At 41.9% G+C, this 25,471-nt stretch carries 23 protein-coding genes; 16 read left to right on the top strand and 7 right to left on the bottom strand.

What is annotated here, in order from left to right:
- Positions 1-20 precede the first annotated feature (20 nt).
- Positions 21-3,209 (bottom strand): S41 family peptidase, encoded by a 3,189-nt coding sequence (locus AC59JO_RS28835; RefSeq protein ID WP_497309815.1) that lies wholly within the window; start codon positions 3,207-3,209, stop codon positions 21-23.
- A 37-nt stretch (positions 3,210-3,246) separates the two neighbouring features.
- On the opposite strand from AC59JO_RS28835, the gene AC59JO_RS28830 reads away from it, so the two are divergent.
- Together AC59JO_RS28830 and AC59JO_RS28825 are read left to right on the top strand one after the other, a co-directional pair.
- Positions 3,247-4,530 carry a glycosyltransferase gene (locus AC59JO_RS28830; protein ID WP_497309813.1) on the top strand — a complete coding sequence of 428 codons (1,284 nt, stop codon included), beginning with the start codon at positions 3,247-3,249 and terminating at the stop codon, positions 4,528-4,530.
- Positions 4,523-5,275: a glycosyltransferase family 2 protein gene (locus AC59JO_RS28825; RefSeq protein ID WP_497309811.1), complete on the top strand. Its 753-nt coding sequence runs from the start codon at positions 4,523-4,525 to the stop codon at positions 5,273-5,275. The genes AC59JO_RS28830 and AC59JO_RS28825 overlap by 8 nt, the downstream gene beginning before the upstream one ends.
- 214 nt (positions 5,276-5,489) lie before the next feature.
- Here AC59JO_RS28825 and AC59JO_RS28820 read toward each other — a convergent pair whose 3' ends face one another.
- The 6 genes from AC59JO_RS28820 to AC59JO_RS28795 form a co-directional block, all read right to left on the bottom strand.
- Positions 5,490-7,970: a hypothetical protein gene (locus AC59JO_RS28820; RefSeq protein WP_413665937.1), complete on the bottom strand. Its 2,481-nt coding sequence runs from the start codon at positions 7,968-7,970 to the stop codon at positions 5,490-5,492.
- Between the two features lie 85 nt (positions 7,971-8,055).
- Positions 8,056-8,352 (bottom strand): hypothetical protein, encoded by a 297-nt coding sequence (locus tag AC59JO_RS28815; RefSeq protein ID WP_497309809.1) that lies wholly within the window; start codon positions 8,350-8,352, stop codon positions 8,056-8,058.
- Positions 8,353-8,368: 16 nt separating this feature from the next.
- Positions 8,369-8,623: a DUF4834 family protein gene (locus AC59JO_RS28810; RefSeq protein ID WP_413665939.1), complete on the bottom strand. Its 255-nt coding sequence runs from the start codon at positions 8,621-8,623 to the stop codon at positions 8,369-8,371.
- Between the two features lie 162 nt (positions 8,624-8,785).
- The gene (gene uvrB, locus AC59JO_RS28805) at positions 8,786-10,810 is read right to left on the bottom strand and encodes an excinuclease ABC subunit UvrB (protein WP_497309807.1); all 2,025 of its coding nucleotides are present in this window, start codon (positions 10,808-10,810) and stop codon (positions 8,786-8,788) included.
- 315 nt (positions 10,811-11,125) lie between these two features.
- The gene (locus tag AC59JO_RS28800; protein WP_413665941.1) at positions 11,126-11,605 is read right to left on the bottom strand and encodes a MarR family winged helix-turn-helix transcriptional regulator; all 480 of its coding nucleotides are present in this window, start codon (positions 11,603-11,605) and stop codon (positions 11,126-11,128) included.
- Between the two features lie 10 nt (positions 11,606-11,615).
- Positions 11,616-12,113, bottom strand: coding sequence for a GNAT family N-acetyltransferase (locus AC59JO_RS28795; RefSeq protein WP_413665942.1), 498 nt, complete (start codon positions 12,111-12,113; stop codon positions 11,616-11,618).
- A gap of 132 nt (positions 12,114-12,245) precedes the next feature.
- Here AC59JO_RS28795 and upp point away from each other — a divergent pair, with 132 nt between their 5' ends.
- The 14 genes from upp to AC59JO_RS28725 all read left to right on the top strand — a co-directional run bounded on the left by upp (position 12,246) and on the right by AC59JO_RS28725 (position 25,338).
- The gene (gene upp, locus AC59JO_RS28790) at positions 12,246-12,890 is read left to right on the top strand and encodes a uracil phosphoribosyltransferase (protein ID WP_497309804.1); all 645 of its coding nucleotides are present in this window, start codon (positions 12,246-12,248) and stop codon (positions 12,888-12,890) included.
- Between the two features lie 107 nt (positions 12,891-12,997).
- Positions 12,998-13,726, top strand: a complete 729-nt coding sequence (locus AC59JO_RS28785; RefSeq protein ID WP_497309802.1) for a YjjG family noncanonical pyrimidine nucleotidase — start codon at positions 12,998-13,000, stop codon at positions 13,724-13,726.
- Positions 13,723-14,256 carry a DinB family protein gene (locus AC59JO_RS28780; protein ID WP_413665945.1) on the top strand — a complete coding sequence of 178 codons (534 nt, stop codon included), beginning with the start codon at positions 13,723-13,725 and terminating at the stop codon, positions 14,254-14,256. Before AC59JO_RS28785 ends, AC59JO_RS28780 begins: the two co-directional genes overlap by 4 nt.
- 259 nt (positions 14,257-14,515) lie before the next feature.
- Positions 14,516-15,370 carry a UDP-2,3-diacylglucosamine diphosphatase gene (locus tag AC59JO_RS28775; protein WP_413665946.1) on the top strand — a complete coding sequence of 285 codons (855 nt, stop codon included), beginning with the start codon at positions 14,516-14,518 and terminating at the stop codon, positions 15,368-15,370.
- Between the two features lie 121 nt (positions 15,371-15,491).
- Positions 15,492-16,484 (top strand): glycosyltransferase family protein, encoded by a 993-nt coding sequence (locus AC59JO_RS28770; RefSeq protein ID WP_497309799.1) that lies wholly within the window; start codon positions 15,492-15,494, stop codon positions 16,482-16,484.
- 61 nt (positions 16,485-16,545) lie between these two features.
- The gene (locus AC59JO_RS28765) at positions 16,546-17,532 is read left to right on the top strand and encodes a DUF6427 family protein (protein WP_413665948.1); all 987 of its coding nucleotides are present in this window, start codon (positions 16,546-16,548) and stop codon (positions 17,530-17,532) included.
- A gap of 99 nt (positions 17,533-17,631) precedes the next feature.
- Positions 17,632-18,324 carry a phosphoribosylformylglycinamidine synthase subunit PurQ gene (gene purQ, locus AC59JO_RS28760; RefSeq protein WP_497309797.1) on the top strand — a complete coding sequence of 231 codons (693 nt, stop codon included), beginning with the start codon at positions 17,632-17,634 and terminating at the stop codon, positions 18,322-18,324.
- A complete protein-coding gene (locus tag AC59JO_RS28755) occupies positions 18,324-19,067 on the top strand; it encodes a type III pantothenate kinase (protein ID WP_497309796.1) in 744 nt (247 codons plus the stop codon). The genes purQ and AC59JO_RS28755 overlap by 1 nt, the downstream gene beginning before the upstream one ends.
- The gene (gene bamG, locus AC59JO_RS28750) at positions 19,060-20,382 is read left to right on the top strand and encodes a BamG family beta-barrel-assembly machinery protein (protein ID WP_413665951.1); all 1,323 of its coding nucleotides are present in this window, start codon (positions 19,060-19,062) and stop codon (positions 20,380-20,382) included. The genes AC59JO_RS28755 and bamG overlap by 8 nt, the downstream gene beginning before the upstream one ends.
- Positions 20,383-20,391: 9 nt before the next feature.
- Positions 20,392-20,970: an LPS export ABC transporter periplasmic protein LptC gene (lptC, locus tag AC59JO_RS28745; protein WP_413665952.1), complete on the top strand. Its 579-nt coding sequence runs from the start codon at positions 20,392-20,394 to the stop codon at positions 20,968-20,970.
- Between the two features lie 96 nt (positions 20,971-21,066).
- Positions 21,067-23,193 carry a peptidylprolyl isomerase gene (locus AC59JO_RS28740; RefSeq protein ID WP_497309793.1) on the top strand — a complete coding sequence of 709 codons (2,127 nt, stop codon included), beginning with the start codon at positions 21,067-21,069 and terminating at the stop codon, positions 23,191-23,193.
- 167 nt (positions 23,194-23,360) lie between these two features.
- A complete protein-coding gene (locus AC59JO_RS28735; protein ID WP_413665954.1) occupies positions 23,361-23,876 on the top strand; it encodes a DUF2480 family protein in 516 nt (171 codons plus the stop codon).
- A 93-nt stretch (positions 23,877-23,969) separates the two neighbouring features.
- The gene (locus AC59JO_RS28730; protein WP_497309791.1) at positions 23,970-24,764 is read left to right on the top strand and encodes a DUF3108 domain-containing protein; all 795 of its coding nucleotides are present in this window, start codon (positions 23,970-23,972) and stop codon (positions 24,762-24,764) included.
- Between the two features lie 10 nt (positions 24,765-24,774).
- Entirely contained in the window at positions 24,775-25,338 is a 564-nt protein-coding gene (locus AC59JO_RS28725) for a DUF3109 family protein (protein WP_413665956.1), read from the top strand.
- The last annotated feature ends 133 nt before the right edge of the window (positions 25,339-25,471 follow it).

Here is a 25,471-nt window from a genome sequence, read left to right as displayed (position 1 = left end):
TGCAACAAAACCTGCCACTGCTACTTCAACTGCTTCAAAATCTCCTCAATAGCCCTATCCAACTGCGGGTCTTTATTTTCAATCCTGTCTGCAAAATCTGTTTTTACATAGATATCCGGAGTTACGCCTGTTTTTTCGATGTCTTTACCATCAAGGGTGTAGCAGCCCCATGCCGGGATACGGTAAAAGGAGCCGTCAACGAGGCCTTTGCCGCTGGTGAAAATGATCCAGCGGTAGGTTTCGGTGCCGATGATCTTACCCAGACCCAATTGCTTAAAGCCTTGTGAGGTCATTTCGCCATCGCTTAGGGTTTGCTCGTTCATTAGCAGGATAATTGGTTTAGCTGCCGGTGCAAAGTTTGATTGCTGCGCTTTTTTGCCATCGCGGTAAGCCCATTGCAGGTATGGCTTTTGCGACAGGAATTTTAAAACATTATCATGCACGTTACCGCCGGTATTATACCTCAGGTCGAGGATCAGCGCATCTTTATTATAAGCATCGTCAACCATATCTTCCAGAAAATCTTGCAAAGCGCCGTCGCCCATATTTTTCATATATGAGTAAGCAATACGGTTTTTACTTTTCTCGGCAACAGTTTTAGCGTTGGTCTTGATCCAGTCGTCGTAAAGATTGCCCGACAGATCGCCGGTTGATTCGGGATGAAGTTTTACTTTAATATCCTTGCCGCCACGGTTAAAGGTTAGCTCAATTTCCTTATCAAGCGATGGCTTACTGAAGTAATAGTTGCGGTCTTGTTTTTCATCAACGGCAACACCATTTACTGCTTTTAGTATATCGCCCGGTTTCACATCGATACCTGCTTTATCCGCATTACTATGGATGGCAATACTGCTCACTTTATATGGCGATTCATTATCAAAAATGATCCCGGTTTCCATGGTACGGTAGGAGATGGTTTTTTTCTCCTCGCTGCCGTTTGAGTAAAAGCCCTGGTGCGATGAGTTGAGCTCGCCAAGCATATCATTCAGCAACAGGCGAAGGTCTGCACGGTTTGTAATGTATGGCACAAAGGCTTTATAGGTATCATGCACCTTTTTCCAGTCGGCACCGTGGAAATTACCATCGTAGTAATTTTCATCCAGACCGGCCCAGGTTTCGTCAAACATCTGTGCAAACTCGCCTGCCATGTTACGGGTGAAACTGTAATTGATCTCTACTTTATCAACTTTGTTGGCATCAATGTTTAATGTATAGATATTGCCACCCGCCGTTATAAAATATTTATCGCCATTGCCAAAAATATCAAAGTTGCCAAAATCGCCGCCGCCAACTTTTTCTGTTTTAGGCTGTTCAAAGTTTTCGAGGGTGGTGCGGTAAAGTGCTGCTTTGCCCTCGCTGTGGTTGGATGCATAATATATCAGCGTTTTATCTCCCTTTTGAATTACATATGAACCCTGTGCCTGTCCAAACTCCGGACTGATCCGCTCCAGGCGTTTCATCAGTTCTTCGGTATCTATGGTAATATCATCGGGTGCCTTTGGTGTAGGCTGCTCAGATAAAGGTTTCTTTTTGTTAGACGCTTTTTTGTCCTTATCCTTTTTGTCTTTATCGTCCGAATCTTTTTTCTCCTCTTTAAACAAAGCGGTAAACTTATCCATCTTAAAAGGATCGTCATACTTTTGCAGCGGCATCCGGTAAATATGGGCATCTTTTGAGCCATAAGGATATTCCGGCTGTGTGCGCGATGATGTGAAATAAATATACTTTCCATCCGGCGACCAAAACGGCGCAGCCTCAGTAACACCGCTGTTGGTGAGATTAGTGATCTTTCCGGTTTTTATCTCATAAACAAAAATATCCATTTCAAAATTGCGGTAGGCATTGTAAACCACATATTCACCGTTTGGTGAAAAGCGAGGCTGCGGATTATAAAAGCCCCAAAACTCGTCGGTAACAATAGTTTTTGAAGTAAGCGCATTCAGATCCAATAATTTCAACTCATTGCGACCGCTCAGGTAAATAGCTTTTGACCTGTCTTTGTTCATGCTCAGCAGGCGGTCGCTGCCTTTATCGCCGGTAAGTTGTTTTTCAGAACCTGTGCCGTCGGCTGCTATCGTATACCAGTTAGGGAAGCCGCCTAAAGTTTGACCAAAAATCAAGGTTTTATTATCGCTCATCCAGCTAACTTCGGTAACCCGCTCGCTGGTATTACGCTCCAGTTTTTTGCCGAATTTACCTTCGGCATCACTTACAAATAATTCGCCGCGGGATACAAAAGCCAGTTTCTTGCCATCGGGTGATAATGCTGCCGACTCAATTTTGCCGCCTGTTTCAAACGATTGATCCTTAGGCAATACATTATTGCGGAACAGGTTTAAGTTTAACTTTTGTGTTTGTTTTGAAGCAACATCGTAAACAAAAATCTGGTAATCTTTTTCAAAAACAATTTTGCTACCATCGGCACTCACCTGCGGGCGTTTGATCGAGGTTGGGAACTGGGTTAAAGCCGTTTTTTTGCCATCGATAAATGTGTACAGGTTATATTCCTCATTGCCCTCATCGGATATGAAATAGATATTCCCTTTTTGATCTATGGTTGTCCAGAAATCCTTGCCCTGCCAGTCGGTATATTTTTTATACGCCTTGGTTTTAGGATTGTACGATTGGATATCGGGATTATAAGCACCTTTATAGTGCTTGCGGGTTGGGAAATAGATACTTTCCCATGTATTGCTGAAAAACAATTCGCCGGTTTGCGGATGCTCAACAACGCCGTGTATGGTATTGAAATAATGCCCGAACAACCTTACAGGCGTGCCTCCGGTTGCTGCTACCTTATACTCGCTGAAACCATTATAACGGGACGAGTTGAAGTAGATGGATTTCGAGTCCCAGGTCCACGAATCAACATTATCGCCGGCATCGTTATAGGTAAGCTGTTTGATGTCACCGCCGGCAAGGGGCATCACGTACACATCATTGTTGCCAAACTGGTTTGACGAAAAGGCAAGCCATTGCCCGTCGGGCGACACCCGCGGACTGGTTTCTTCTCCCTGCATAGCTGTTAACCTTGTTGCTGCCGGGCTGTTAATATCGGCTTTCCAAAGGTCGCCTTCATAAGTAAAAATTACGGTTTTGCCGTCGGGAGTAAGGGTAGGATTTGAAGTAAAATAGTTGCTGGTTGTTTGAGCTTTAAGATTTGTTTGACACAATACTGCCGAAAACAATACAATGTATAGTTTCTTCATATGGTTTAAGTTTTATGAATAAATGTATTTTTGAGCCATGTTAAAAGTGGTGCACCTCAATACGTATGACGGCAATGGCGGGGCGGGCAGGGCCTGCATGCGCCTTAACCGGGCATTACTAAGCCAAAATATCGATTCTAAAATTATAGTACATTATAAATTTGGAAATAATCCTGATATCAAGACTTTTAACCGTAATGTTATCCAAAAATCATACACGGCGGCAACCATTATTTTGGAGCGCATACTGGCTAAACGCTTTTTAAAACCCGATAGCCGCACACCATTTTCCTTTACCTGGTTTGGTCGTTCGGTAATTAAACACCCCGATGTTAAAAATGCCGATATTATTCACTTGCATTGGATCAATCATGGCTTTTTAGATCCCAAGCATATAGCCGAAATTAGAAAGCTGGGTAAGCCTGTAGTGTGGACTTTTCATGACAGCAATGCCTTTACCGGAGGATGCCATGTGCGCTATACCTGCGATCATTACCAACAACAATGCGGCAATTGTCCATTGCTGATCAACGCAGGAGATAATGATATTTCGCACCGCATCTGGCAGCAAAAAAATGAAGCTTACCAGCAGCTGGGCTTTAACATTATAGCGCCAAGTTTGTGGATGCAGGCTTCTGTAAAGAAAAGCAGTTTGATGCGGGATATAGCTACATGTAATATTCCGAATACGCTGGAAACCGATGTTTTTAAGCCGATGGATAAATGGGAGGCAAAAGCAAAAGCCGGGTTGCCAACAGATAAGTTCATTTTTCTAAGCGGTTTCATGCCATCGCGCAAAGATCTGCATAAAGGGACCCAATACCTGCTGGAAAGTATGGAATTACTTAAGCAACGTTTAGGTGCAAATACAGATCAGGTAGAACTGGTTGTATTTGGGAACCGCGGCACAGAAAACCTGCCCGACTTCCCTTTTAAAACCAGTTTTTTAGGAACCATCAATAACGATGAAAAGCTGGCCTTGCATTACGCTGCTGCCGATGCTTTTTTAATCCCCTCGCTTGAGGATAATTTGCCTTACACCGTGATGGAAAGCCTGAGTTGCGGCACACCGGTAATAGCGTTTACTACCGGCGGTATCCCCGACATGGTGCAGCATCAATACAGCGGTTACTTAGCTACCTATCGTTCGTCCGAAAGTTTTACTGATGGAATGGAATGGATCATTAAACATCCTGAAAAGGACAAGTTGAATAGGCAGGCACGGCAAACCATAATGGATAGATTTTCGGAAGAAGTGATCGCCAAAAAACATATCGAAGTATATCAACAATTACTAAACACGGGAGGTAACAATGGTTAACCCCCGGTTAAGCGTTATCACCATTGTTTATAATAATGTGAGGGATATTGAGCGGACTATCCGCTCGGTGATTAATCAGACATATACCAATATTGAATATGTTATTGTCGATGGTTTATCTAACGATGGTACCCTACAGGTAATTGACAAGTACAAAAGCAAGGTAACCAAATTCATCAGCGAGAAGGACGAGGGTATTTATGATGCCATGAATAAAGGCCTTACCCTGGCAACCGGCGATTATGTGATCTTCATGAACTCGGGAGACGAGTTTTATGATCACGAAACCGTTGCCGCTGTTTTTGCTTCGGCACATGACGCCGATATTTATTATGGTGAAACCGAAATGATTGACGATGATGGACATAGTTTAGGTCAACGCCGGCATAACGCCCCCGCTAAGTTTACCTGGCGTGGTTTTAAATATGGCATGAGCATCAGTCACCAGGCTATTTATATCAGGCGTTCATTAGCCGAACCTTATGACCGCCGTTATCAATTAAGCTCAGATATCGACTGGATAATCCGCGCAGCAAAAAAAGCCAAGAAGATCGTCAACGTTAACCGTTACGTGGCCAAATACCTGGTAGGCGGCATGTCGAAGAAAAAGCACCGACAGAGTTTGATGGAGCGCTTTGACATCATGAAGCGCAATTATGGCTTGATACCAACCGTTTTTAACCATTTTGTTATTGCCTTTAATTTAGGCTGGTATTGGTTAAGGAACAGAAGGACGAATGATTAATCGAATGCGAGAATATGTTCTTCTCTGGCGCAAGTGTTGCGTGGTTGGCTGAGCAAGGCCCACTTGTGGCTGCGTGTATCGGAAAGCACAAGTCAGCAATCGCACATCTCTCTGCTCAAGACTTGCGCTAACGTAAGGAATAACTGATTGAATAAATCTCACAAAAAAAGCGACGAGTATCAACCCGTCGCTTTTCTTTTAAAGACAAAGCTGTTTATGCTTTTTTCTTATCAGCAGGCTTTGCAGCCGGGGCTTTCTTTTTGTTTTCGGTATAAGCAGCACCGCCTAAGGCAAGCACCAATAGGATTGAACCTGCTAATGATATTTTTTCTCCTGTGTAATAAGAAGCCGGCTCGAATTTAAATTCAATTGTATGATTGCCAACAGGAATTTGTGCAGCACGCAAAAGGTAATCAGCACGGAAGTAAGGTTTTTCAACGCCGTCGATATACATTTTCCAGCCTTTGTTATAGTATACTTCAGAGAATACCGCGATTTGCGAAGCAGTTGAACCGCTTTTATAAATCATATGATCGGGAGAGTAACTGGTTAGCTCAATTTTACCCTCGCCGGCACCTGCTCCTAAAGTTTTTTCATCAATAACGCTTTTGTATTGTTTATCAACAATAGCTTCATCTTTTGGTGTAAAGCTGCTGATGGCTACCATTTCCTGATCTGCATTGTCAGCATATTTAATGCTTTTAACAAACCATGCATGACCGCAGGCGGTTTGGTTTACCTGCATACCTACGTTTTGTGTTTTTGGATCAGAATTGATGATGTATTTAACATTCATCATGTCCAAAACATCCTGGTTAATGCTTTTGGTTAACTGGTTATCAAATAGTTCTTGCCAGCGTTTTAACCTTGCTGCAGAATAGCCACCTAATGATTTGTAGAAAAATGGTGTAAAGCCATCACCCGGAAGGTATTGGGTTGCGTCAAACACATGGAAGTCAGGATCTTTATCTTTCATGATAAACTGATCTACCTCACGCGCTTGCGGGGTTTCGTTATCCTGTTTAGGTGCAAAACTATCTTGATTCAGATACCTTTTATCAATAGCCCACAGATCAATTAAGATAAGCGCCAGGAAGCCAATTGACAGGACGCCCGGTTTGATCTTGTTTTTAAGAAATGCCCAGGCAAGACCGAAAGCGATAGCTATAAAGATAAGTGAACGAACAGCATCGGCTTGTGCTATAGATTCCCGATCTGAAATTAAAGCGCGGGTAACGGATGCGCCATCGATTTTAAATTGCTGAGCTATTTGAGAGATAATACCGGCAGTTTGTTCACGGACGCTGAACGATAGGAGTAATGAAGGCACAACTGCAACAATAAGTGTAATACCGCCGGTGATGTAAAAAGCTATTTTGAGTTTTTTAAACAAGTTTGCTTTGTCTTCATTCACTATGGCTTCGTTCACTGCTAATACTGCAAGTATAGGGAAGCAGAAACCTGCAACGGCCAATATTGACTCTACGGCGCGGAATTTATTGTAAAGTGGGAAATAATTAAAGAACAGATCAGACAGGTAAGGCCAGTTTCTACCAAAAGATAGTAACATGGTTAAAACAACGGCGCCTAATAGCCACCATTTGATACGGTTTTTAACAATCATTAAGCCCCACACAAACAACAGGCAAATTACAGCACCAAAATAAAACGGGCCCTCTGTAAATTGTTTGTCTCCCCAATAAAGCGGTAAATATCGGGCCGAAATTCCAATTACTTGATTAGGGTCAACACCAGTACCGCTTAGTGCCTTGATTACGTGCGAATCCGGATCAATTGAACCCTGACTGCTGCCGCCATAAGCATTAGGGATTAAGAATGTAAGACATTCGCCCACGCCTTGGCTCCACTCGTAAGCGTAGTCTTTTGGTAAACCGTTATTTGGCTCTGATGTTTGCTTGGTAAGGTTTGATTTACCACGGATACTTTCGCTTCCATAATCGGCGGTGCTCCACAATATAGATGCGTTTACTGCCACCGCCAAAGCAAGGGCCGCTGCTATGTATCCAACAGATTTGATGAAACTGTTTAAAGTTTTATTCTTAATAGCGTGGTAAAGCTCAATCCCCAGCATGATCAATAGGGCCAGCATCAGGTAATATGTCATTTGTACGTGGTTGGCCCTGATTTCCATAGCTAAAAACAACGCGGTAACTGAAAAACCTAACAGATGTTTGCCGCGTAGCGTGAGAATAATACCCGCAAGTATGGGCCCAAAAAAGGCTATAGCAAATGCCTGATTTGAGTGACCTGCTACCAAAAGAATGATGTTATACGATGAAAACGTGAATGCCACCGCTCCCGCTGCAGAAAGCCATGGATTTACCTTTAATACAATGAATAAAAAGTATGTGCCTAGTAAAAACAGCAATACTGTACCTATAGGTGCCGGAAAGGTGTGATTAATACCATCTACGATGTGACTGGTCAAATTGGCCTTGTAGGGTGCCCATATCTGGTAAGTTGGCATACCGCCGTAGATCTGGTTCGTCCAGAGTATGGTGGTGTCTTTAGCTTTGTAATCGTTAATTTCTTTTTGGGTTGATTGCGCCCTTGTAACGTCATTTTGCCCTAAAGTTTTACCCTGAAATGCCGGGGTTAAATAGATAAAGCAGATCACTAAGAAAATTGCAGCTATGGCAAAATGAATGCCGTTACGCTTAAACCAGTTATTCATTTAAATTTTTTGAAATGGATATTATATTCCTCAAAAATAGAAATTACAATGAGAATAGGAATTATAAGTTTTGTTAAGGAATAACTTAACAGGTTTGCGCACGGCTGCGCAGCAGGAAAAACATGGCTATCAACACAATGATAGATATTACATAGGCAATAACCTGCGCCTTGCCATAGTCCTCGCGGAATTTGCGGATATTATAAAAGTTATAAACACCCAATGCGCCCATAACAACCCAGTAAAAGGTACTGATCTTAGTGCAATTGGCAAAAATTTGAGTAGCAACAATAAATACTATTACGTTGGTAATAATCAGTGTAAAAGATTCAGGCGTGTTATTATGATTTTGGCGCCTTCTAAATACCGGGTTGGTGTCCATGATTTATTGATTAGGTTTATTTTACTTCTTCGTAATCAACAAATTCACCTTCACTGTCGGGCACGCTGCCTTTTTTTGGCTGCGGAATATGGTCTATCCTGATTTTTCCATCAGATTTGGGGCCTTCGTTGTAATTACGTTGCTGCTGCTGATATTGTTGCTGGGCTTTATTCACAACGCTTTCAAAAAGAAATGGCAGCAGGTAACGAGCCAGGCTGCGGATAATGTATAATATACAGATAGATATGATCAGGAAACGAATAAGAATCATACTGTTAATTTTGAGCTTACAAATATAAGGTATATAACGGTAAAATTGTTTTATTATGATTTGAGGATAGCTGATGCTGTTTTAATTTGAAAATGAAGCAATTTGAAGATTTGAAAATGTGAGATTGTCGTTTTCAAATCTTCAAATCAATAAATTTTCAAATTAAAATTTCTCCTCCATCATTTTTTCCAAAGCAAACATTTCGTCGCGCAGCTTGGCAGCCAGCAAAAAGTCCATATTTTTCGCAGCAGCAAGCATATCCTTTTTGGTATTGTCGATCGATTTTTTCAGATCGGCTTTGGTCATGTACTGAACAATAGGATCGGCGGCAAGGGTAACAACATCAGTTTCCACATAGGCTTGTTGTACGCCGCCCTTAAAGTCAACCACCGATGTTTGTTCCATAATTTCCTCGCGCGATTTGCCAACGGTTAACGGTGTAATACCATGTTGCGTGTTGTATGCAATCTGGATTTCGCGGCGTCGATTGGTTTCATCCATCGTGATCTGCATCGAATCGGTTATGGTATCTGCATACATGATCACCCGGCCACGGTCATTACGGGCAGCGCGACCGATGGTTTGGATCAATGAACGCTCCGATCTTAAAAAGCCTTCTTTATCAGCATCTAAAATGGCTACTAATGATACTTCGGGTAAATCAAGGCCTTCGCGCAATAAGTTGATACCTATCAATACGTCAAACTCACCAAGTCGTAATCCCCGTAAAATTTCCACACGCTGCAGAGTTTTTACCTCCGAGTGAATGTAACGGCATTTAATGCCGAGCCTGTCCATGTATTTAGCCAGTTCTTCGGCCATGCGTTTGGTCAGGGTGGTTACCAGTACGCGGTCGCCCTTTTTAATGGTTTTATCTACTTCATCAAGCATGTCATCCACCTGGTTTATCACCGGCCGAACGTCAATAACAGGGTCAAGCAGTCCTGTAGGGCGAATCACCTGTTCAACCACTACACCGCCTGATTTTTCCAATTCGAAATCGCCCGGGGTCGCACTTACATAAACAGTTTGCGGTGCCAGATTTTCAAACTCCTGGAAATTAAGCGGACGGTTATCCAATGCTGCCGGCAGGCGGAAGCCATAATCAACCAGCGAAATTTTGCGTGACCTGTCACCACCATACATGGCCCTGATCTGCGGAACAGTTACGTGGCTTTCATCAATCACCATCAAATAGTCTTCCGGGAAATAGTCAAGCAAACAGAATGGCCTTGCGCCCGGCTTGCGTCCGTCAAAAAAGCGGGAGTAGTTTTCGATACCAGAGCAATAGCCCAATTCGCGGATCATTTCCAGATCGTAGTTGACCCTTTCTTCCAGGCGTTTGGCTTCCAGGAAACGGCCGTCATCAATAAATTGCTTTTTCCGCATTTCCAGTTCTTCCTGTATTGCCCAGATAGATTGCAGGAAGCGCTCGCGTGGAGCAACATAGAGGTTGGCAGGATAAACTACCATATGCGTCATTTTTTCGATGGTTTTGCCTGTGCCGATGTCAAAGGCACTTAGCTCTTCAATATCATCGCCAAAAAAGGAAATACGGTAAGCATAATCCAGGTAAGCCGGGAAAATGTCTACGGTATCACCCTTCACCCTGAATGTTCCTCGTTTAAAATCGGCGGTGGTGCGGGCGTATAAAATCTCCACCAGGCGATGTAAAAAAGCGTTCCTGCTGATGCGCGTACCTACAGCAAACTTAAAAACCGAATCGGCAAAGTCGTCCGGGTTACCCATACCATAAATGCAGGATATGGATGATACCACGATAACATCGCGCCTGCCCGACATTAAAGCAGATGTTGTGCGTAAACGAAGTTTTTCTATCTCCTCGTTTATCTGCAAATCCTTTTCAATGTATGTATTTGTAGTAGGGATGAATGCCTCAGGTTGATAATAATCGTAGTACGACACAAAATAGTTCACCGCGTTTTCTGGGAAGAACTGCTTGAACTCACCATACAACTGAGCTGCCAATGTTTTGTTATGGCTCAGTATGAGTGTTGGCTTTTGCGTTTGCGCTATAATATTGGCAACCGTAAACGTTTTGCCCGACCCGGTAACCCCTAAAAGGGTTTGATATGGGTCGCCATTGTTGATACCTTCCACCAGCTGCCGTATAGCTTCGGGCTGATCGCCGGTGGGTTTATATTGAGATGTTAATTGAAAATCCATGTTGTTATGTAAAAATACAAATAATCCAGGAACAGGGTTTGCAAATCAAAATAAGTACATGGTAATGACAACCGTATGTCAACATTGTTGGGATGTGGGCAATAATTTACAATCAATAATTGCAAGTTGGAGCCTGTGGTGCGGTGTTATCACCGTACCATATGATTTGCATGATGTATTGCTAATTGAAGAATGATGATAGGCAAAATGGTGCGGTGATAACACATGCTGCCGCTCGGCTCAAGCCGAGCGGCGGCGTTTTTTTATTTCTTCTAAATATCGATGAAAGTAATAACCACTGTAAGCTAAAATCAACTACATCTCCGCTTTCAAGCGCAACGCTCTATCCAAAAAGCTTTGTTGTTTTAATTTTTCTTCTGCTTCTATAATCGCTTTCATCAGGTTGTTTTGAGTGTCAGTAATTTCGGCGGCAGCGGCTTTCATAATTTCCCAAACGGGTTTCATACGCACAATAAGTTCCTGCCCCTTTGTTGTTAGCATGATAAGCCGCTTCCTTTCGTCGGCTTTGTCTTTTTTTGAGCGGATCAATTTCTGTTTTTCAAGCTCTTTTAACAGACTTATGGTAGAGGGGTGTGTATAGCCAATTTCTGCTGCGATTTCCACCACGCTTAAAAGGGGCTTAAAATGTAAAGTGTAAATAACCGGGAACCATTTGGGTTCAAATTCAATATTGTTGGCTTTATATATGAGCACACCCTCTTTGCGTAACTGCTCGGCCAGGCGCTGCAGCCTTGTTGAAATTGCTAAAATTCCCGATTCGTCAATAACATTCATTATACTGCTGTTAGTTGTTCAAATGTAATTCATAAAAGATAGTATCTGCAGCCATAAGTGGGAATGATTTCGGCAAATCATGTTTAGCAAGGCGCGTAAACCCATTTCTTTCATAAAAGCGATGAGCCGCTTTCAGCACTTCAACCGTACCTAAATAAATGGAGGTGATATTGTTTTGTCTGCAGTAAGCAATAAGATTATCAAGCAACAGCTGCGCAATGCCCAGCTCTTTGCCGCGATATTCTTTACGCACAAACATTTTGCGTATGGCGGCTGCATTTTTTTCAAAAGCAATAAGTGCTATGGTGCCAACAAGCTGCTCATTATAGGTAGCTCCCCAAAAATTGCCGCCGGTTTGATGGTAGTTTGTTTCAATGTCAAGCAGGTCGGGTTGATCTTCAAGCGTAACGGGTACATTAAATTCTATTTGCTGAATCGGCAAAATGATATCAATGACCTGCTGGCAATAGGTGTTGTTTAATGGGCTGATAACCGGTGTAGTATTCATGACTATAATATTTATGTACAAATCTACGTAGTTAACTACATATATTCAAAATTCAATTTCTTTTTAGCCAGGCGATATGACATTTAGTAAACAAATAATGATGCTATTGCCAAAAAACGTTTAAATTTAAGCATGATTTTCATCCTCAATAAAACCGATACCATTGCCAACCAGTTTCTGGCCGAATTGCGGGATGCAGTTATCCAGCAGGATAAGGAACGTTTCAGGCGAAACCAGGAGCGGCTGGGTGGCATACTGGCTTATGAGTTAAGCAAATCATTACATTACGAAACCAAAGAAATTCAAACCCCGCTGGGCACTGCCAGCGTCAATATGCCTGCCGATGAGCCGGTGCTGGGCATAATATTACGTGCCGGCCTTCCCTTTCACCATGGCTTTATGCAGTTTTTTGACCGGTCTTCCTCTGCGTTCATCACTGCATACCGTAAAATAAAACGTAACGGCAGCTTTTTAATCCAGGTTGATCATATCGCCACGCCTAATCTTGATGATAAGATCTTTATTTTGTGCGATACCATGCTGGCAACCGGCCAAAGTATCGTAGCTGTTTGTAAAGAGTTGACGGCGCAATACAAAATAAAAGAGCTGCACATTGCCGCCGTGATTGCCAGTACCGAAGGTGTGGCCCACGTAAAGGCTAACCTTCCTAAAGCAAAATTGTGGCTCTGCGCTGTTGATGATGAAATGACCAGCAAATCGTATATCGTACCTGGCTTGGGCGATGCCGGGGATCTGGCATTTGGCGAGAAAGCGTAGCTTGATTTCGGATTTCGGATGTTCGATTTCGGATTTAGTAGGATTGAATTTCTTAATTTTGAATTTTTAATCAGGGAATAAAAAATTCCGAAATCGAAAATCCGAAAATGAATAATTCCGAAATCGAAAATCCGAAATCCGATATAAAGTATAAACACATTTTCTTTGATCTCGACCATACCATTTGGGATTTTGATAAAAATGCCGAGGAGGCCCTGCACGAATTATATGTTATTCACCAGCTCGGTGAAATAGGACTGCACTCTGCCGAATTGTTTATCGAAACCTATACCCGTAACAATCACCGCCTTTGGGCGCAATACCATATTGGCGAGATCACCAAAGATGAGTTGCGCGAGGCCCGTTTCAAATCAACTTTTATTGATCTTGGCCTGCATCCTGATTTAATGCCGGTTGATTTTGAGGATGCTTACGTAAAACTTTGCCCCACCAAAACCAACCTGTTTCCGCACGCGCACGAAACCTTGCAGTATCTGCAATCGAAATATACCCTGCACCTGATCTCGAACGGGTTTAAAGATTCAACCCGCATAAAAATAGCCGGAACAGATCTGGCCAAATATTTTCAAAATATTATCATCTCCGAAGATGTAGGTGTTAACAAGCCTGATAAAGCCATATTTCAGCATGCGCTTGATTTGGCCGGAGCATTGAAAGAAGAAAGTGTGATGATAGGGGATAGCATTGAAGCCGATATTCGCGGGGCACTTAATTTTGGGATGGACGCCATTTATTTTAACCCTTTTAATGCAGAAAAACCTCATGATGTAACCGTACAGATTGCTCATTTAAAAGAGTTAACTTTACTTTTATGAGTATCGCCAAAGAACGTAAAGCTATTGATGCTGCCCTTGATGAATACCGCAAACAACTGGATCTAATCCCGGATGAATTGTTTGATGTTACTCCCGACGAGGGTGGCTGGTCCTTTGCTGAAGTGTACAGTCATATTATGCAGGCTACGTTGGGTTCATCGATAGCGCTTGAACGTTGTACCCACGGTAATTGCGAGCCCTCCAAAAAAGGCATTAACTGGGAAGGGCGGATCCTGTTGTTGTTAGGCAAATTTCCGCCGGTTCAAACAACAGTGCCTAATGCGGTAAATGATAAAATGGCTGCCAATAAAATCAGTAAGGAAGATGCCAAAAACCTGATCATTAAATGCCGCAAACGGGTTGAAACCACCATGCCACTCATTGCCGCTTCTTTACCGGCAAATAAATACAAACACCCGCGTTTGGGAATGCTGAATGCCAAACAGTGGTTTAAGTTTATCCGGATCCATTTACAGCACCACTTAAAGCAACTTGACAGGATCAAAAATAAATTTCGTTTGGCAAAGTAACCTTTTACATTTAATGTAGTCTTAACAGTAGGATAATGTTAGATTTCAGACATTTGTAAAAATCTTTGTAATGAATTTTGAGTATGCTTATTTGGTAGTTATAGGGTTGCTGATATTGGTCGGCTGCTTCTACGCAAGTCCATATGAATTGACAGTTAACGAAGATGAAGACGACGAGTAATCGTTGCTTTATTAATAAAATATTGTTTTTTCCGGCTAACCAAATCATGCCGGCCTGTAAAATAGCCCCTTTAATTTAATGGCAAAACGCGAAGTTGATATTGTAGTAATATCTGATGTGCACCTTGGTACTTACGGCTGTCACGCAAAAGAATTGCTTAAATATTTAAAAAGCATAAAGCCCAAAATCCTTATCCTTAACGGCGATATTATCGATATTTGGCAGTTTAGTAAATCGTACTGGCCGGAAGCCCACATGAAGGTAGTACGCCGGATCCTTAAGTTTGTTACCGATGGCATCCCGGTTTATTATTTAACCGGCAACCATGACGAGATGCTGCGTAAGTTTACAGATTTTAACATGGGTACTTTTCAGCTGCTTGATAAGCTGGTGCTCAATATCGACGGCAAAAAGGCCTGGATTTTTCACGGGGATGTATTTGACGTTACCATGCAGCACTCTAAATGGCTGGCCAAACTGGGCGCCGTTGGCTATGATACACTCATTTTGATCAATAGCTTTGTAAACTGGTTCCTTACTGCTATCGGCCGCCAAAAAATGAGCTTTTCGCAAAAAGTGAAAGCCAGTTTTAAAGAGGCGGTAAAATTCATCAATCAATTTGAACAAACTGCGGCCGACCTGGCCGTGGATAAACAGTATGGCTACGTAATTTGCGGTCATATTCATCATGCCGAGATCAGGGAAATTACATCAACCCAAAACACAGGATCGGTACTTTACCTGAACTCGGGCGACTGGGTAGAAAGTTTAAGCTCGTTGGAATATCATGATGGTAAATGGGAAGTGTTTAAATACAAGCCTGATGATTTCAATACCGATGCGGATGAAGATGATAAAACCGACTCTGAAGATTTGAACGCCATGCTTGATGTTAAAAACTTATTGGAGCGCTTTAAGCACGAACACGATTAAATTACTCACCGAAAACATTTTCTTTGCTAAATTAAGCCCCTGAATATTGTTGCAGGCAAATCAGCGAACCTGTTGTACCTGCGTGGCGCAATCATCATCCTTTTGAAAAGAATTTATTTTAATGAAGATACTGTTTGGTATACAGGGAACAGGTAACGGGCATATAAGCCGGGCAAGAGAAATTGTGCCCTTGCTGCAGCAATACGGCGAGGTAGATTTGCTGATAAGTGGCACTGAAGCCGAAGTATCATTATCACAACCTCTGAAATATCGCTTTCATGGCGTTAGTTTTGTATTTGGCACCAATGGCGGGGTGGATAACTGGGCCACCTGGAAAATTATGAACCTGCGCCAGTTTCAGCGCGATTTGCGGAGCCTGCCATTAAAGCAATATGATCTCATTATAAACGATTTTGAACCTGTGAGCGCCTGGGCTTGTAAACTACGTGGAGTGCCGTCGGTATCACTCAGCCACCAGTGTTCATTTGTATCTCCCAATACTCCGCGCCCCGAAAAGAAGGACCCCTTTGCCCAGTGGCTTTTAAAAAATTATTCGCCCACCACTTATCATGTGGGGTTCCATTTTGAGCGTTATGATACCTTTATCAACACGCCCGTAATCCGCAGTGAAATCAGGCAAATGGAAACTTCCGACCTTGGGCATTATACCGTTTATTTGCCGGCATATGATGATAAAACCTTGCTTAAATATTTGGGTGCCCAAAAAGATGTTAAATGGCAGGTATTTTCAAAACGGCAAAAGCAGGCTTACCAATCGGGCAATGTGGAAATTTTTCCGGTAAACAATGAAGCTTTTAATAAAAGTTTGGCAAGCTGCACCGGCCTGCTTACTGGCGGCGGCTTTGAAGGCCCTGCCGAAGCCTTGTTTTTAAAGAAAAAGGTAATGATGATCCCCATGAAAGGGCAGTACGAACAGCAGTGTAATGCGCTTTCGGCCTCTAAACTGGGAGTACCGGTAGTAAGCGAAATAAACGATAAATTTACCGGGCACTTAAATAACTGGGTGAACGACAGCAAAAAGATTGTGGTAGATTTTCCTGACGAAACGGCTGCTATTGTTGATAATTTGGTAAAGCAATATGCAAGAGCTTAAAGCATTGCAACGTAAGCGGTTTTTCTGTTAATTTTGCAACCGCAAATACGGCCCGCACATTATGATCAATATTTTTCGGAACTACAATCCTCTTAACATCTTATGGCTGGCTGTTTTGCTGCTCGTACTCCGGATTGGCTACATAGTACAAATTCCCGAAAAGGTTGAGTTTATTTTTGTTGAACCATTTGCCCGGCTGCTGGTGCCTGTAAAATATGAATACGCTTTTTCACCACTGTTGAATGTGATCCTGGCCGGCGCACTCGTATTTGCCCAGGCCCTGCTGCTTAATTCGTTAATTAATCATCATAATTTATTAGGTAAACCCACTTTTTTGCCTGCGCTGATGTACATCACGCTTGCTGGTTTGTTCACACCTTTTCTAACATTAAGTGCCCCGCTTATCTGTAACTTTTTGCTCATATGGATGCTGTATAAATTATTTAACCTTTATAAAGGGGATGATGTTAAATCGGCTACTTATGACGTGGGTATGATAGTAGCGGTGGGATCACTTATTTATTTCCCGTTTATTTATCTGTTTTTAGCTATATGGGTAGCGCTTACTGTATACAGGCCATTTAACTGGAGGGAGTGGGTTATTTCGATATTAGGGTATGTAACTGTGTTTTTTTTCCTGGCGGTTATTTATTTTATGAACGATATGCTGCCCCGGTTCACCCATATCTGGTCGCCCCTGGGCAAAAAGTTTCCGGATCACATCAGTATAAATTCTTACAACTACCTGTTGCTTGCTCCTGTTATCTTAATATTGGTGCTTTGTTTTTTTAAGCTGCAGCAAAATTTCTTTAAAAGTTATGTGCAGATCCGTAAAACATTTCAGCTGCTGTTTTTTATTTTTCTGATCACGGCGCTTTCATTTTATCTTAATTCGGAGTTTCGCCTGAGCCATTTTTTGCTTTGTGCAGTGCCGGCAACGGTGTTTTTTGCCTATTATTTTTTGTATGCAACAAAGCGCTGGTTTTATGAAGTATTGTATTTGCTGTTGTTTATCAGCATCATTTACTTTCAGTTTAACAAATTTTAACTTTTACATTCGTCCTTATTTCGGCGGTTATGTTAGTTTTGTAGCCTGAAACTATAATAATAAACTATTTAGGTTCAACCCCAATTTAAAAAAGAACTGATGAAGTTTGGAGTAGTTATATTTCCTGGTTCTAATTGTGATGAGGATATCATATACGTATTAGAAAAAGTACTGGGTCAGCAGGTGGTAAGGTTATGGCACAAAGATCATGACCTGCAAGGTGTTGACTTTGTTGTTTTACCCGGTGGTTTTTCATTTGGTGATTACCTGCGCTCTGGCGCCATTTCCCGTTTTTCGCCAATTATGCAGGAGGTTATTCAGTTTGCTGCAAAAGGTGGATACGTAATGGGTATTTGCAATGGCTTCCAGATCCTTACCGAGGCTGGCTTGTTGCCCGGAGCGTTATTGCACAACACCAACCGCAAATTTATTTGCCGCAACATTTACTTAAAGCCGCAAACATCAAATTCGTTACTTACTGCGCAGCTTGATCCGCAACAGGCATTAAGGATCCCGATTGCACACGGCGAAGGCAACTATTTTGCTGATGCCGATGTAATCAAAGCCCTTAATGATAATGACCAGGTAATGTTCAGGTATTGTGATGAGGCCGGTAATATCACTGCTGATGCAAACCCTAACGGATCATTGGAAAACATAGCAGGTGTTACAAACTTAACCAGGAATGTATTTGGCTTAATGCCACACCCGGAGCGTGCCGCCGATGGCTTGTTAGCCAATGAGGATGGTTTAGCTATTTTTGAATCAATATTATCAATAGTTAGGGCCTGATGACCAGTTTGGTTATCGATATTGGTAATACCCTCATCAAAATTGCAGTTTTTAAACTGGATGAGATGCTTGATGTTAACCAGTATGAAACTATTGATATGCCGGTACTGGATGTCTTGCTTAACAAATACGATCCGGTTAGGGCAATCATATCCTCGGTAAAAAAAAATACAGAAGCATGGCAGGCCGAACTGGGGCAAAAAATTTCGCTGATTCATTTTAATACTTTAATGACCAGCGGGATAAATAACCATTATTTAACCCCCGAAACCCTTGGCCCCGACAGGTTAGCAGCTGTTATTGGTGCATATAACATGTTTCCGGGGCAAAACAGCCTGGTAATAACAGGCGGTACCGCCATTACTTATGATGGTGTTAACGCCGGAGGAAATTATTTTGGTGGCAGTATATCGCCGGGCTTAAATATGCGTTATAAGGCTTTAAATAATTATACGGCAGGTTTGCCGCTTATTGAAGCCGATGAAGATTTTGATTCGCCATACGGGAATAATACAACAACCGCTATCCGTTCGGGAGTACAAAACGGAGTGAAATATGAGCTTACCGGTTTTATTGAAAGCTATAAAACCATGGGCGAACAACTGAACATTATACTAAGCGGGGGCGACAGCATTTTTTTTGATACTCTATTGAAAAATAGCATCTTTGCCCGCTACATAAAAATTGAACCATATTTGGTTTTAAAAGGTTTAAACGCAGCTATACAAAAGCATAATGATTAAATATACCCGGTTTTTTATAACACTTTTACTGGCTGTTGCCGCTTTTTCAGTACATGCACAATCAACGGCAACCTCAAGCTCTCCATATTCACGTTACGGTATCGGCGATATTGACCCTCAGTTAATGGGGCAAAATATAGGTATGGGCGGCATTAGTGTAGCTACCAATAAAATTGGTTTTTTTAATAACATCAACGTTGTAAACCCGGCATCCTACGGTGCAATCAACCTTACAACTATTGATGTTGGTTTGTATGCAAACTTTTTAACGCTTTCGCAAACCGGTTCTGCAAGTCAAAAAAATAGCAATTTCAGGCTTAGCCACATCGCATTCGCTATCCCTACCTCAAAGCGTTCGGCCTTGAGCTTTGGTTTATTGCCATACAGCGAGCGTGGTTACAACTATAAAAAATCGGTAAGTAAATTAGGTACTTCAGGTTCACCTGCCGATACCAACGTAACAAATTACAGCTACAGTGGCGATGGTAGCTTATCAAAAGCATATTTTGGTTATGGTTTTGGCTTAGGCAAACACTTATTGTTAGGCGCTAACGTATCGTACATATTTGGTAACATCAAAGATATTGCCACCACCGAAATCCCCGACCTGGCAGGTGCAATCAACTCAAAAATCCAGTCGAGTAATGCCATCGGTGGTATAAACTATGACTACGGCGTGCAGTATTCATTTGATTTTTCAGAAACAAAGCACCTTGTTTTGGGCTATTCGGCATCGGCCGGCACAAAACTGCATACGCAAAGCAGTTTTGTTGTCAGCCAGTATTTTAATGATGCAAATGGCAACCAGGATATAGCTGCCGATAGCGTGGTTAGCACAACCGGCCCTAAATCAAAATTGAAGTTACCACAGATCAACAGGTTCGGGATCTCTTTTCAAAGCGACGGTAAATTTTTGGTGGGTGCCGATTACTCTATGGGCAAATGGTCCGACTTATCAATTGCGGGTGTAAATCAGGGCTTACAGGATAGCAAGACATTTAACATTGGTGGTTCGTATACACCAAACATATCAACCATCAGAAACTATCTTGCCACTGTCGATTACCGCATAGGCGCTATCTATGATCAAACCTATATGCACATTAACGGTACTACCATTAAAAGGTATGCAGGTACCGTAGGGGTAGGCTTGCCTTTACGCTCAAACAATGGCAGTTACTATAAAATCAATATCGCGGCCGAAGTTGGTCAGCGCGGATCATTGGTTAACGGCTTAGTTAAAGAAAACTACGTTAATATCCACCTTGGCTTCACACTTAACGATAAGTGGTTTACCAAGTATAAATTTGATTAATCAGCCATCATGAGCCGCCTTGCAGTTAACATACCGGCTTTGTGCCTGTTGCTGTTGCCAATGGCGGCTTTGCTGTCTTCGTGCGAAAATGACCTGAAAAAGGTTAGGGAAATTTCGGCAAACGAAGTAGATACCGTAGCTCAGCGTACTATGGGGCTCGACCTCATCATGAGCGATTCGACCAAAGTAGAGATCCACCTTACTGCGCCGCTGATGATCGAATACCAGATCAAGAAGCCTTATAAAATTATGCCTAAAGGCGTAAAGATTGATTATTATGACCGGGCAACAGGCCAATTTGCGGGTGATATAGTTGCAGATACAGGTATTCAGCGTGAACAGGAAAAACTGATTGAGTTTCATGGTAATGTGGTTGCAACCAATGCCAAAGGCGAAACCTTTAAATCAAACGAATTATTTTGGGATCAGGTTACCAAGCGCGTTTATTCCAATAAACCTGTTCAGGCCACACTTAGCGGTGGTAATGTTATGAACGGCAATACCTTTGAAAGCGATGATAAGCTTTTAAACCCTACCTTTAAAAGCAGCACCGGGCTGTTTCACGTTGATGAAAAAGATACACAATAATGACTTTTTTTAACGAAAAATTTGTGTTATAGAATTTTAACAAAAATTGTATCTTGCGCCCTCTTAAAAAAGAATTAGAATAATTATAAATGTAATATGGGTATAATGGGTTTTTTGCGCGAAAGGATGGGGAAGATTCTCGCATTCTTTATTGGTTTCGCGCTGCTTGCATTTATTGTGAGCGAAGTTGTAAGATCGGGCGGTTCCTTTTTTAGGGACGATAGTAACGAGCTTGCCGTTGTTAACGGCGAAAAAGTGCCCTATGACAAATTCAACGAAAAGCTGGAGCAAAACTCTGCACAGTTTAAACAACAGGGACAAAGTATTTCTCCGCAGATAGCCAGCTACCTGCAGGAAACTACCTGGAACCAGTATTTAAGCCAGTTGCTGATAGGCAAAGAGATTGAGAAGCTTGGCCTTACTGTTGGTGACGATGAAATGAACGTAATGATCGGCGATAACAATCCCGACCCGCAGATAGCCCGTCAGTTTGCTGATCAGCAAACCGGTCAGTTTGACCGTAGCAGGTTTAACCAGTTCAAAGCTTACCTGCAATCAGGTAAAGCAGATCCGGCTCAGAAAAAAGCCTGGAGCGATTTTGTTATCGACCTGATTGAAGCTAAAAAAGCTACCAAATACATGACTTTGGTTACCAATGGCCTTTATGTAAACTCGCTTGAAGCTACAGATGATTACGAAGCAAAAAACAAGTTGGCTAATTTTAAATATGTATCGCTTGATTATGCCTCAATCCCTGATGCTAAAGTTACTTTGACCGATGCTGACTACAGTGCATATTATGACGCGCACAAAGCTTCATTTAAAACTCCGCAGGAGTTAAGGAACTTTGAGTACGTAAGCTTTAATGCTGCGCCTTCGAAAGAAGATTCAACAGCTGTTAAAGAGCAAGCTCAAAAATTAGCGAACGAATTTAAAACTACTCCTAACGATTCGCTTTTTGTACAGATCAATGCCGAAACAAAAGCTCCTTTAACTTATCAGCGTAAAGGTAGCCTCGATCCAAAACTGGATACTACCATGTTTAACGCGGCTAAAGGATTTGTTTATGGTCCATATCTTGAAAATGGCAGCTACAAAATAGCTAAACTGGTTGATACCAAAACTACTTTTGATTCGGTTAAAACCAGGCATATCTTAATCGACCTTGCATCTGCAGGCGGCGATGATAAAGCTAAAGCTAAAGCCGATTCAATAAAGAAATTGATCCAGGGCGGTAAATCATTTGCCGAGCTGGCTACCACTTTTTCTGCTGATAAAGGCAGCGCTGTAAAAGGCGGTGAAATCCCTTCATTTGACGCCAATGGCTCAATGGCAGGTCAGGGTAATTTGGTTCCTGAATATTACAACGCTGCTTTCAAAGCAGGTAAAGGTGATATCATTGTAGTGAAATCACAATTTGGCTACCACGTTATCCAGATTGAAGATCAAAAAGGCTCAGTGAAACTGGTTAAAGTTGGTGTAGTTGATAAACCTTTAACAGCGAGCAGCAAAACTCAAACTGTAGCTTACAGCAAGGCACAAGCATTCTTAGCTTCATTAACATCTGATAATTTTGATGCAGAAGCAAAAAAAGAAGGTTTAAAATCACGCACTGCCGAAGATGTTACTGCAATAGCTTCTGGCTTGCCAGGTTTGGATAACGCACGTGACGTGGTTAGATGGGCTTACAAAGCCGGAAAAGGTGATATCACTGATAAAGTATTTACTGTAGGTGATCAATATATAATTACCCGCCTTACCGAAATTAAACCAAAAGGTACTTTAACGCTTGAAGCTGTTAAAAAACAAATTGAGCCAATGGTACGCAATGAGGTTAAAGCTAAACAACTAAAAGAGAAATTTGACTCAGCCCTTAGCGGTGGTGCTTCAATTGACCAGGTTGCGCAAAAAGTAGGCAGCAAGGTAGTTCCGGTTGAAAACATTGTGTTTGCTAACCCTATCATCCCTGGCCAGTCGGCAGAGTATAAAGTTATCGGTTCAATCTTTGGTTCGGCTATCAACAAAATTTCAAAACCTGTTGATGGTGCGCAAGGTGTTTACGTATATGTAGTTAACGGTTTCACTAACCCGCCGGCACTTGCTAACGCCATTAAACAAAAAGAACAAATTAACCAGGTGCTTTTACAGCGCTCACAGGGTCAGGTTCTGGATGCATTAAAAGATAATGCAATTGTAAAAGATAACAGGGCTAAATTTTTCTAAACAAAATTTAAAGTAAATTTACATCCGGGAATGGCATTAAGCCGTTCCCGGATTTTTTGTTTTATATACTGCTTGTTTATATAAAGTAATTATACAATACTGAACATCAGGCTAAGCAGCTTTAGGCTTTGTGCATTCCGCTTTTAGCTTTAATAGATATAACTGATATGGATATCCAGGAAAACATAGTAAATAAGGTAGCCCAGAGTGGTTTGGTTACCTTAGACCCGGCAGATTTTTATCCGGCAGGGGAGCGCGTTATATACGATATAAAAGATAATCTTTTCCACGGTCTTATTTTAAAAGAGAAGGATTTCAGAGAGTTTATAAAAGAACATGACTGGGCGCAATATGAAGGCAAGAATGTAGGTATAACCTGTACTGCCGATGCTATTGTACCTGCATGGGCATATATGCTGTTAGCCAACCGCATGGCCCCTTACGCCCGCGAAATTGTATTTGGGAATAAAGAAGTGCTTGAAACCGTACTTTTTGAAAAGGAAATAGCTAAAGCCGATTTTGAACAATATCGCGGGCAGCGCATTGTACTTAAAGGCTGCGGCGATACCGAAGTGCCTGTATCTGCTTATGTTGAAATAACCAAAAGGCTAACTGCGGTAGTTAAAAGCCTTATGTTTGGCGAGCCGTGCTCAACGGTGCCTATTTATAAGCGTAAGGACTAAGTATTTAAGTGGCTGTATGCAATAAAAACAAGTTTAAACCATTTATAATAGCAGTTGTCATATCACAAGCTTCGCAATAGAGGCTCTTAATCAATGAAAAAACTGCTGATTAATAAATACTTTTTTACTGTACTGCTTTTTATAGCCTGTTGTACCGGTGCATATGCCCAGGAGCTTAAAAAGATCAACGAATCGATTTTTAAGGCGGGCGAACAATTGGATTACAAGATGAAATACGGCTTTTTTACCGCTGCTGAAGCTACGATTAAAGTAGAAGCAAGCGATAAAAAATATGACGGCCGCCCTACGTTTCACCTGGTTGCCGAAGGTAAAACCGCCGGCTCTTTCGATCTGTTTTATAAGGTTCGTAACCGGTATGAGTCGTACGTTGACCAAACAACGCTGATGCCTTATTTTTATACCGAAAACAGGCGTGAAGGCAAGTACAGGCATACAGACAATGTTACCTTTGATCAGAAAGATAAAAAGGTAACAGCCAATAAAGGAACCTTTGCCTACAAAGGCGAATCCTTTGATTTTGTATCGGCTTATTATTTTGCGCGGGCCATTGACGTTTCAAAGCTGCACGAGGGCGATACATTTGATTTGCAATACTTCCTGGAAGATGGTTTTCACAGTATGCAGATAACCTATGTAGGTACTGAAACGGTTGAATGTTCGCTTGGTAAATTTAATTGTCTTAAATTTAGCCCGGCAATTATTCCGGGTCGTATTTTCCGGAAAAACAGTAAATTATACCTTTGGGTTACTAATGATAAAAACAGGATCCCGGTAAAGGCGCATGTTGAAGTGCTGATTGGCAGCGTATCTATGGAGCTGAAATCGGCAGCCGGACTTAAATATCCTTTGAACCCTATTAAAGATTGATTTTAAAAAGATGATTGAGGTTGGCAATGTATTACTGCATGAAGATGTGGTAAAGGAAAATTTTGTATGTAATTTAAATAAGTGCAAGGGGGCATGCTGTCTTGAAGGCGATTCGGGGGCTCCGCTTAATGCCGATGAACTTGATATCCTGAAAGAGATTTACCCCAAAGTAAAACCTTATCTTACTGCAAAAGGCATCAAAACCATTGAGAAGGATGGCGTTTACGTTACCGATTTTGAAGGTGATTATACTACGCCATGCGTTGATACCAATAAAGAATGTGCCTATGTGATATGGGAAAACGGCATCACCAAATGCGGTATCGAAAAGGCATATGAAGAAGGCGCCGTTAACTGGAAAAAACCTATCTCATGTCATTTGTACCCGATCCGCATTACCTCATACCCTGAGTTTGATGTTTTAAACTACGATCGTTGGAATATTTGCAGCCCCGCATGTTCATTTGGCGATGAGCTGAAAGTACACGTTCATGAATTTTTGAAAGACCCGCTTATCCGCAAGTACGGGGCAGATTGGTATCGTGAATTGGAGGATACCGTAGCCGGGATTTAATCCTCACCATATTTACGGGCAAATATCCTTATTCATTTAACCGTTGCATAAACACCAGCCCAAGCCTATATATTGAGTGTCATAGAGGTAATTACAATAAAATTGGATATTATTGTACTACATAATATCTGTA

The organism is Mucilaginibacter sp. A5337, assembly GCF_059690695.1.
Note: the sequence above shows the minus strand (reverse complement) of the source record. Positions and strands in the feature narration are given on the sequence as shown.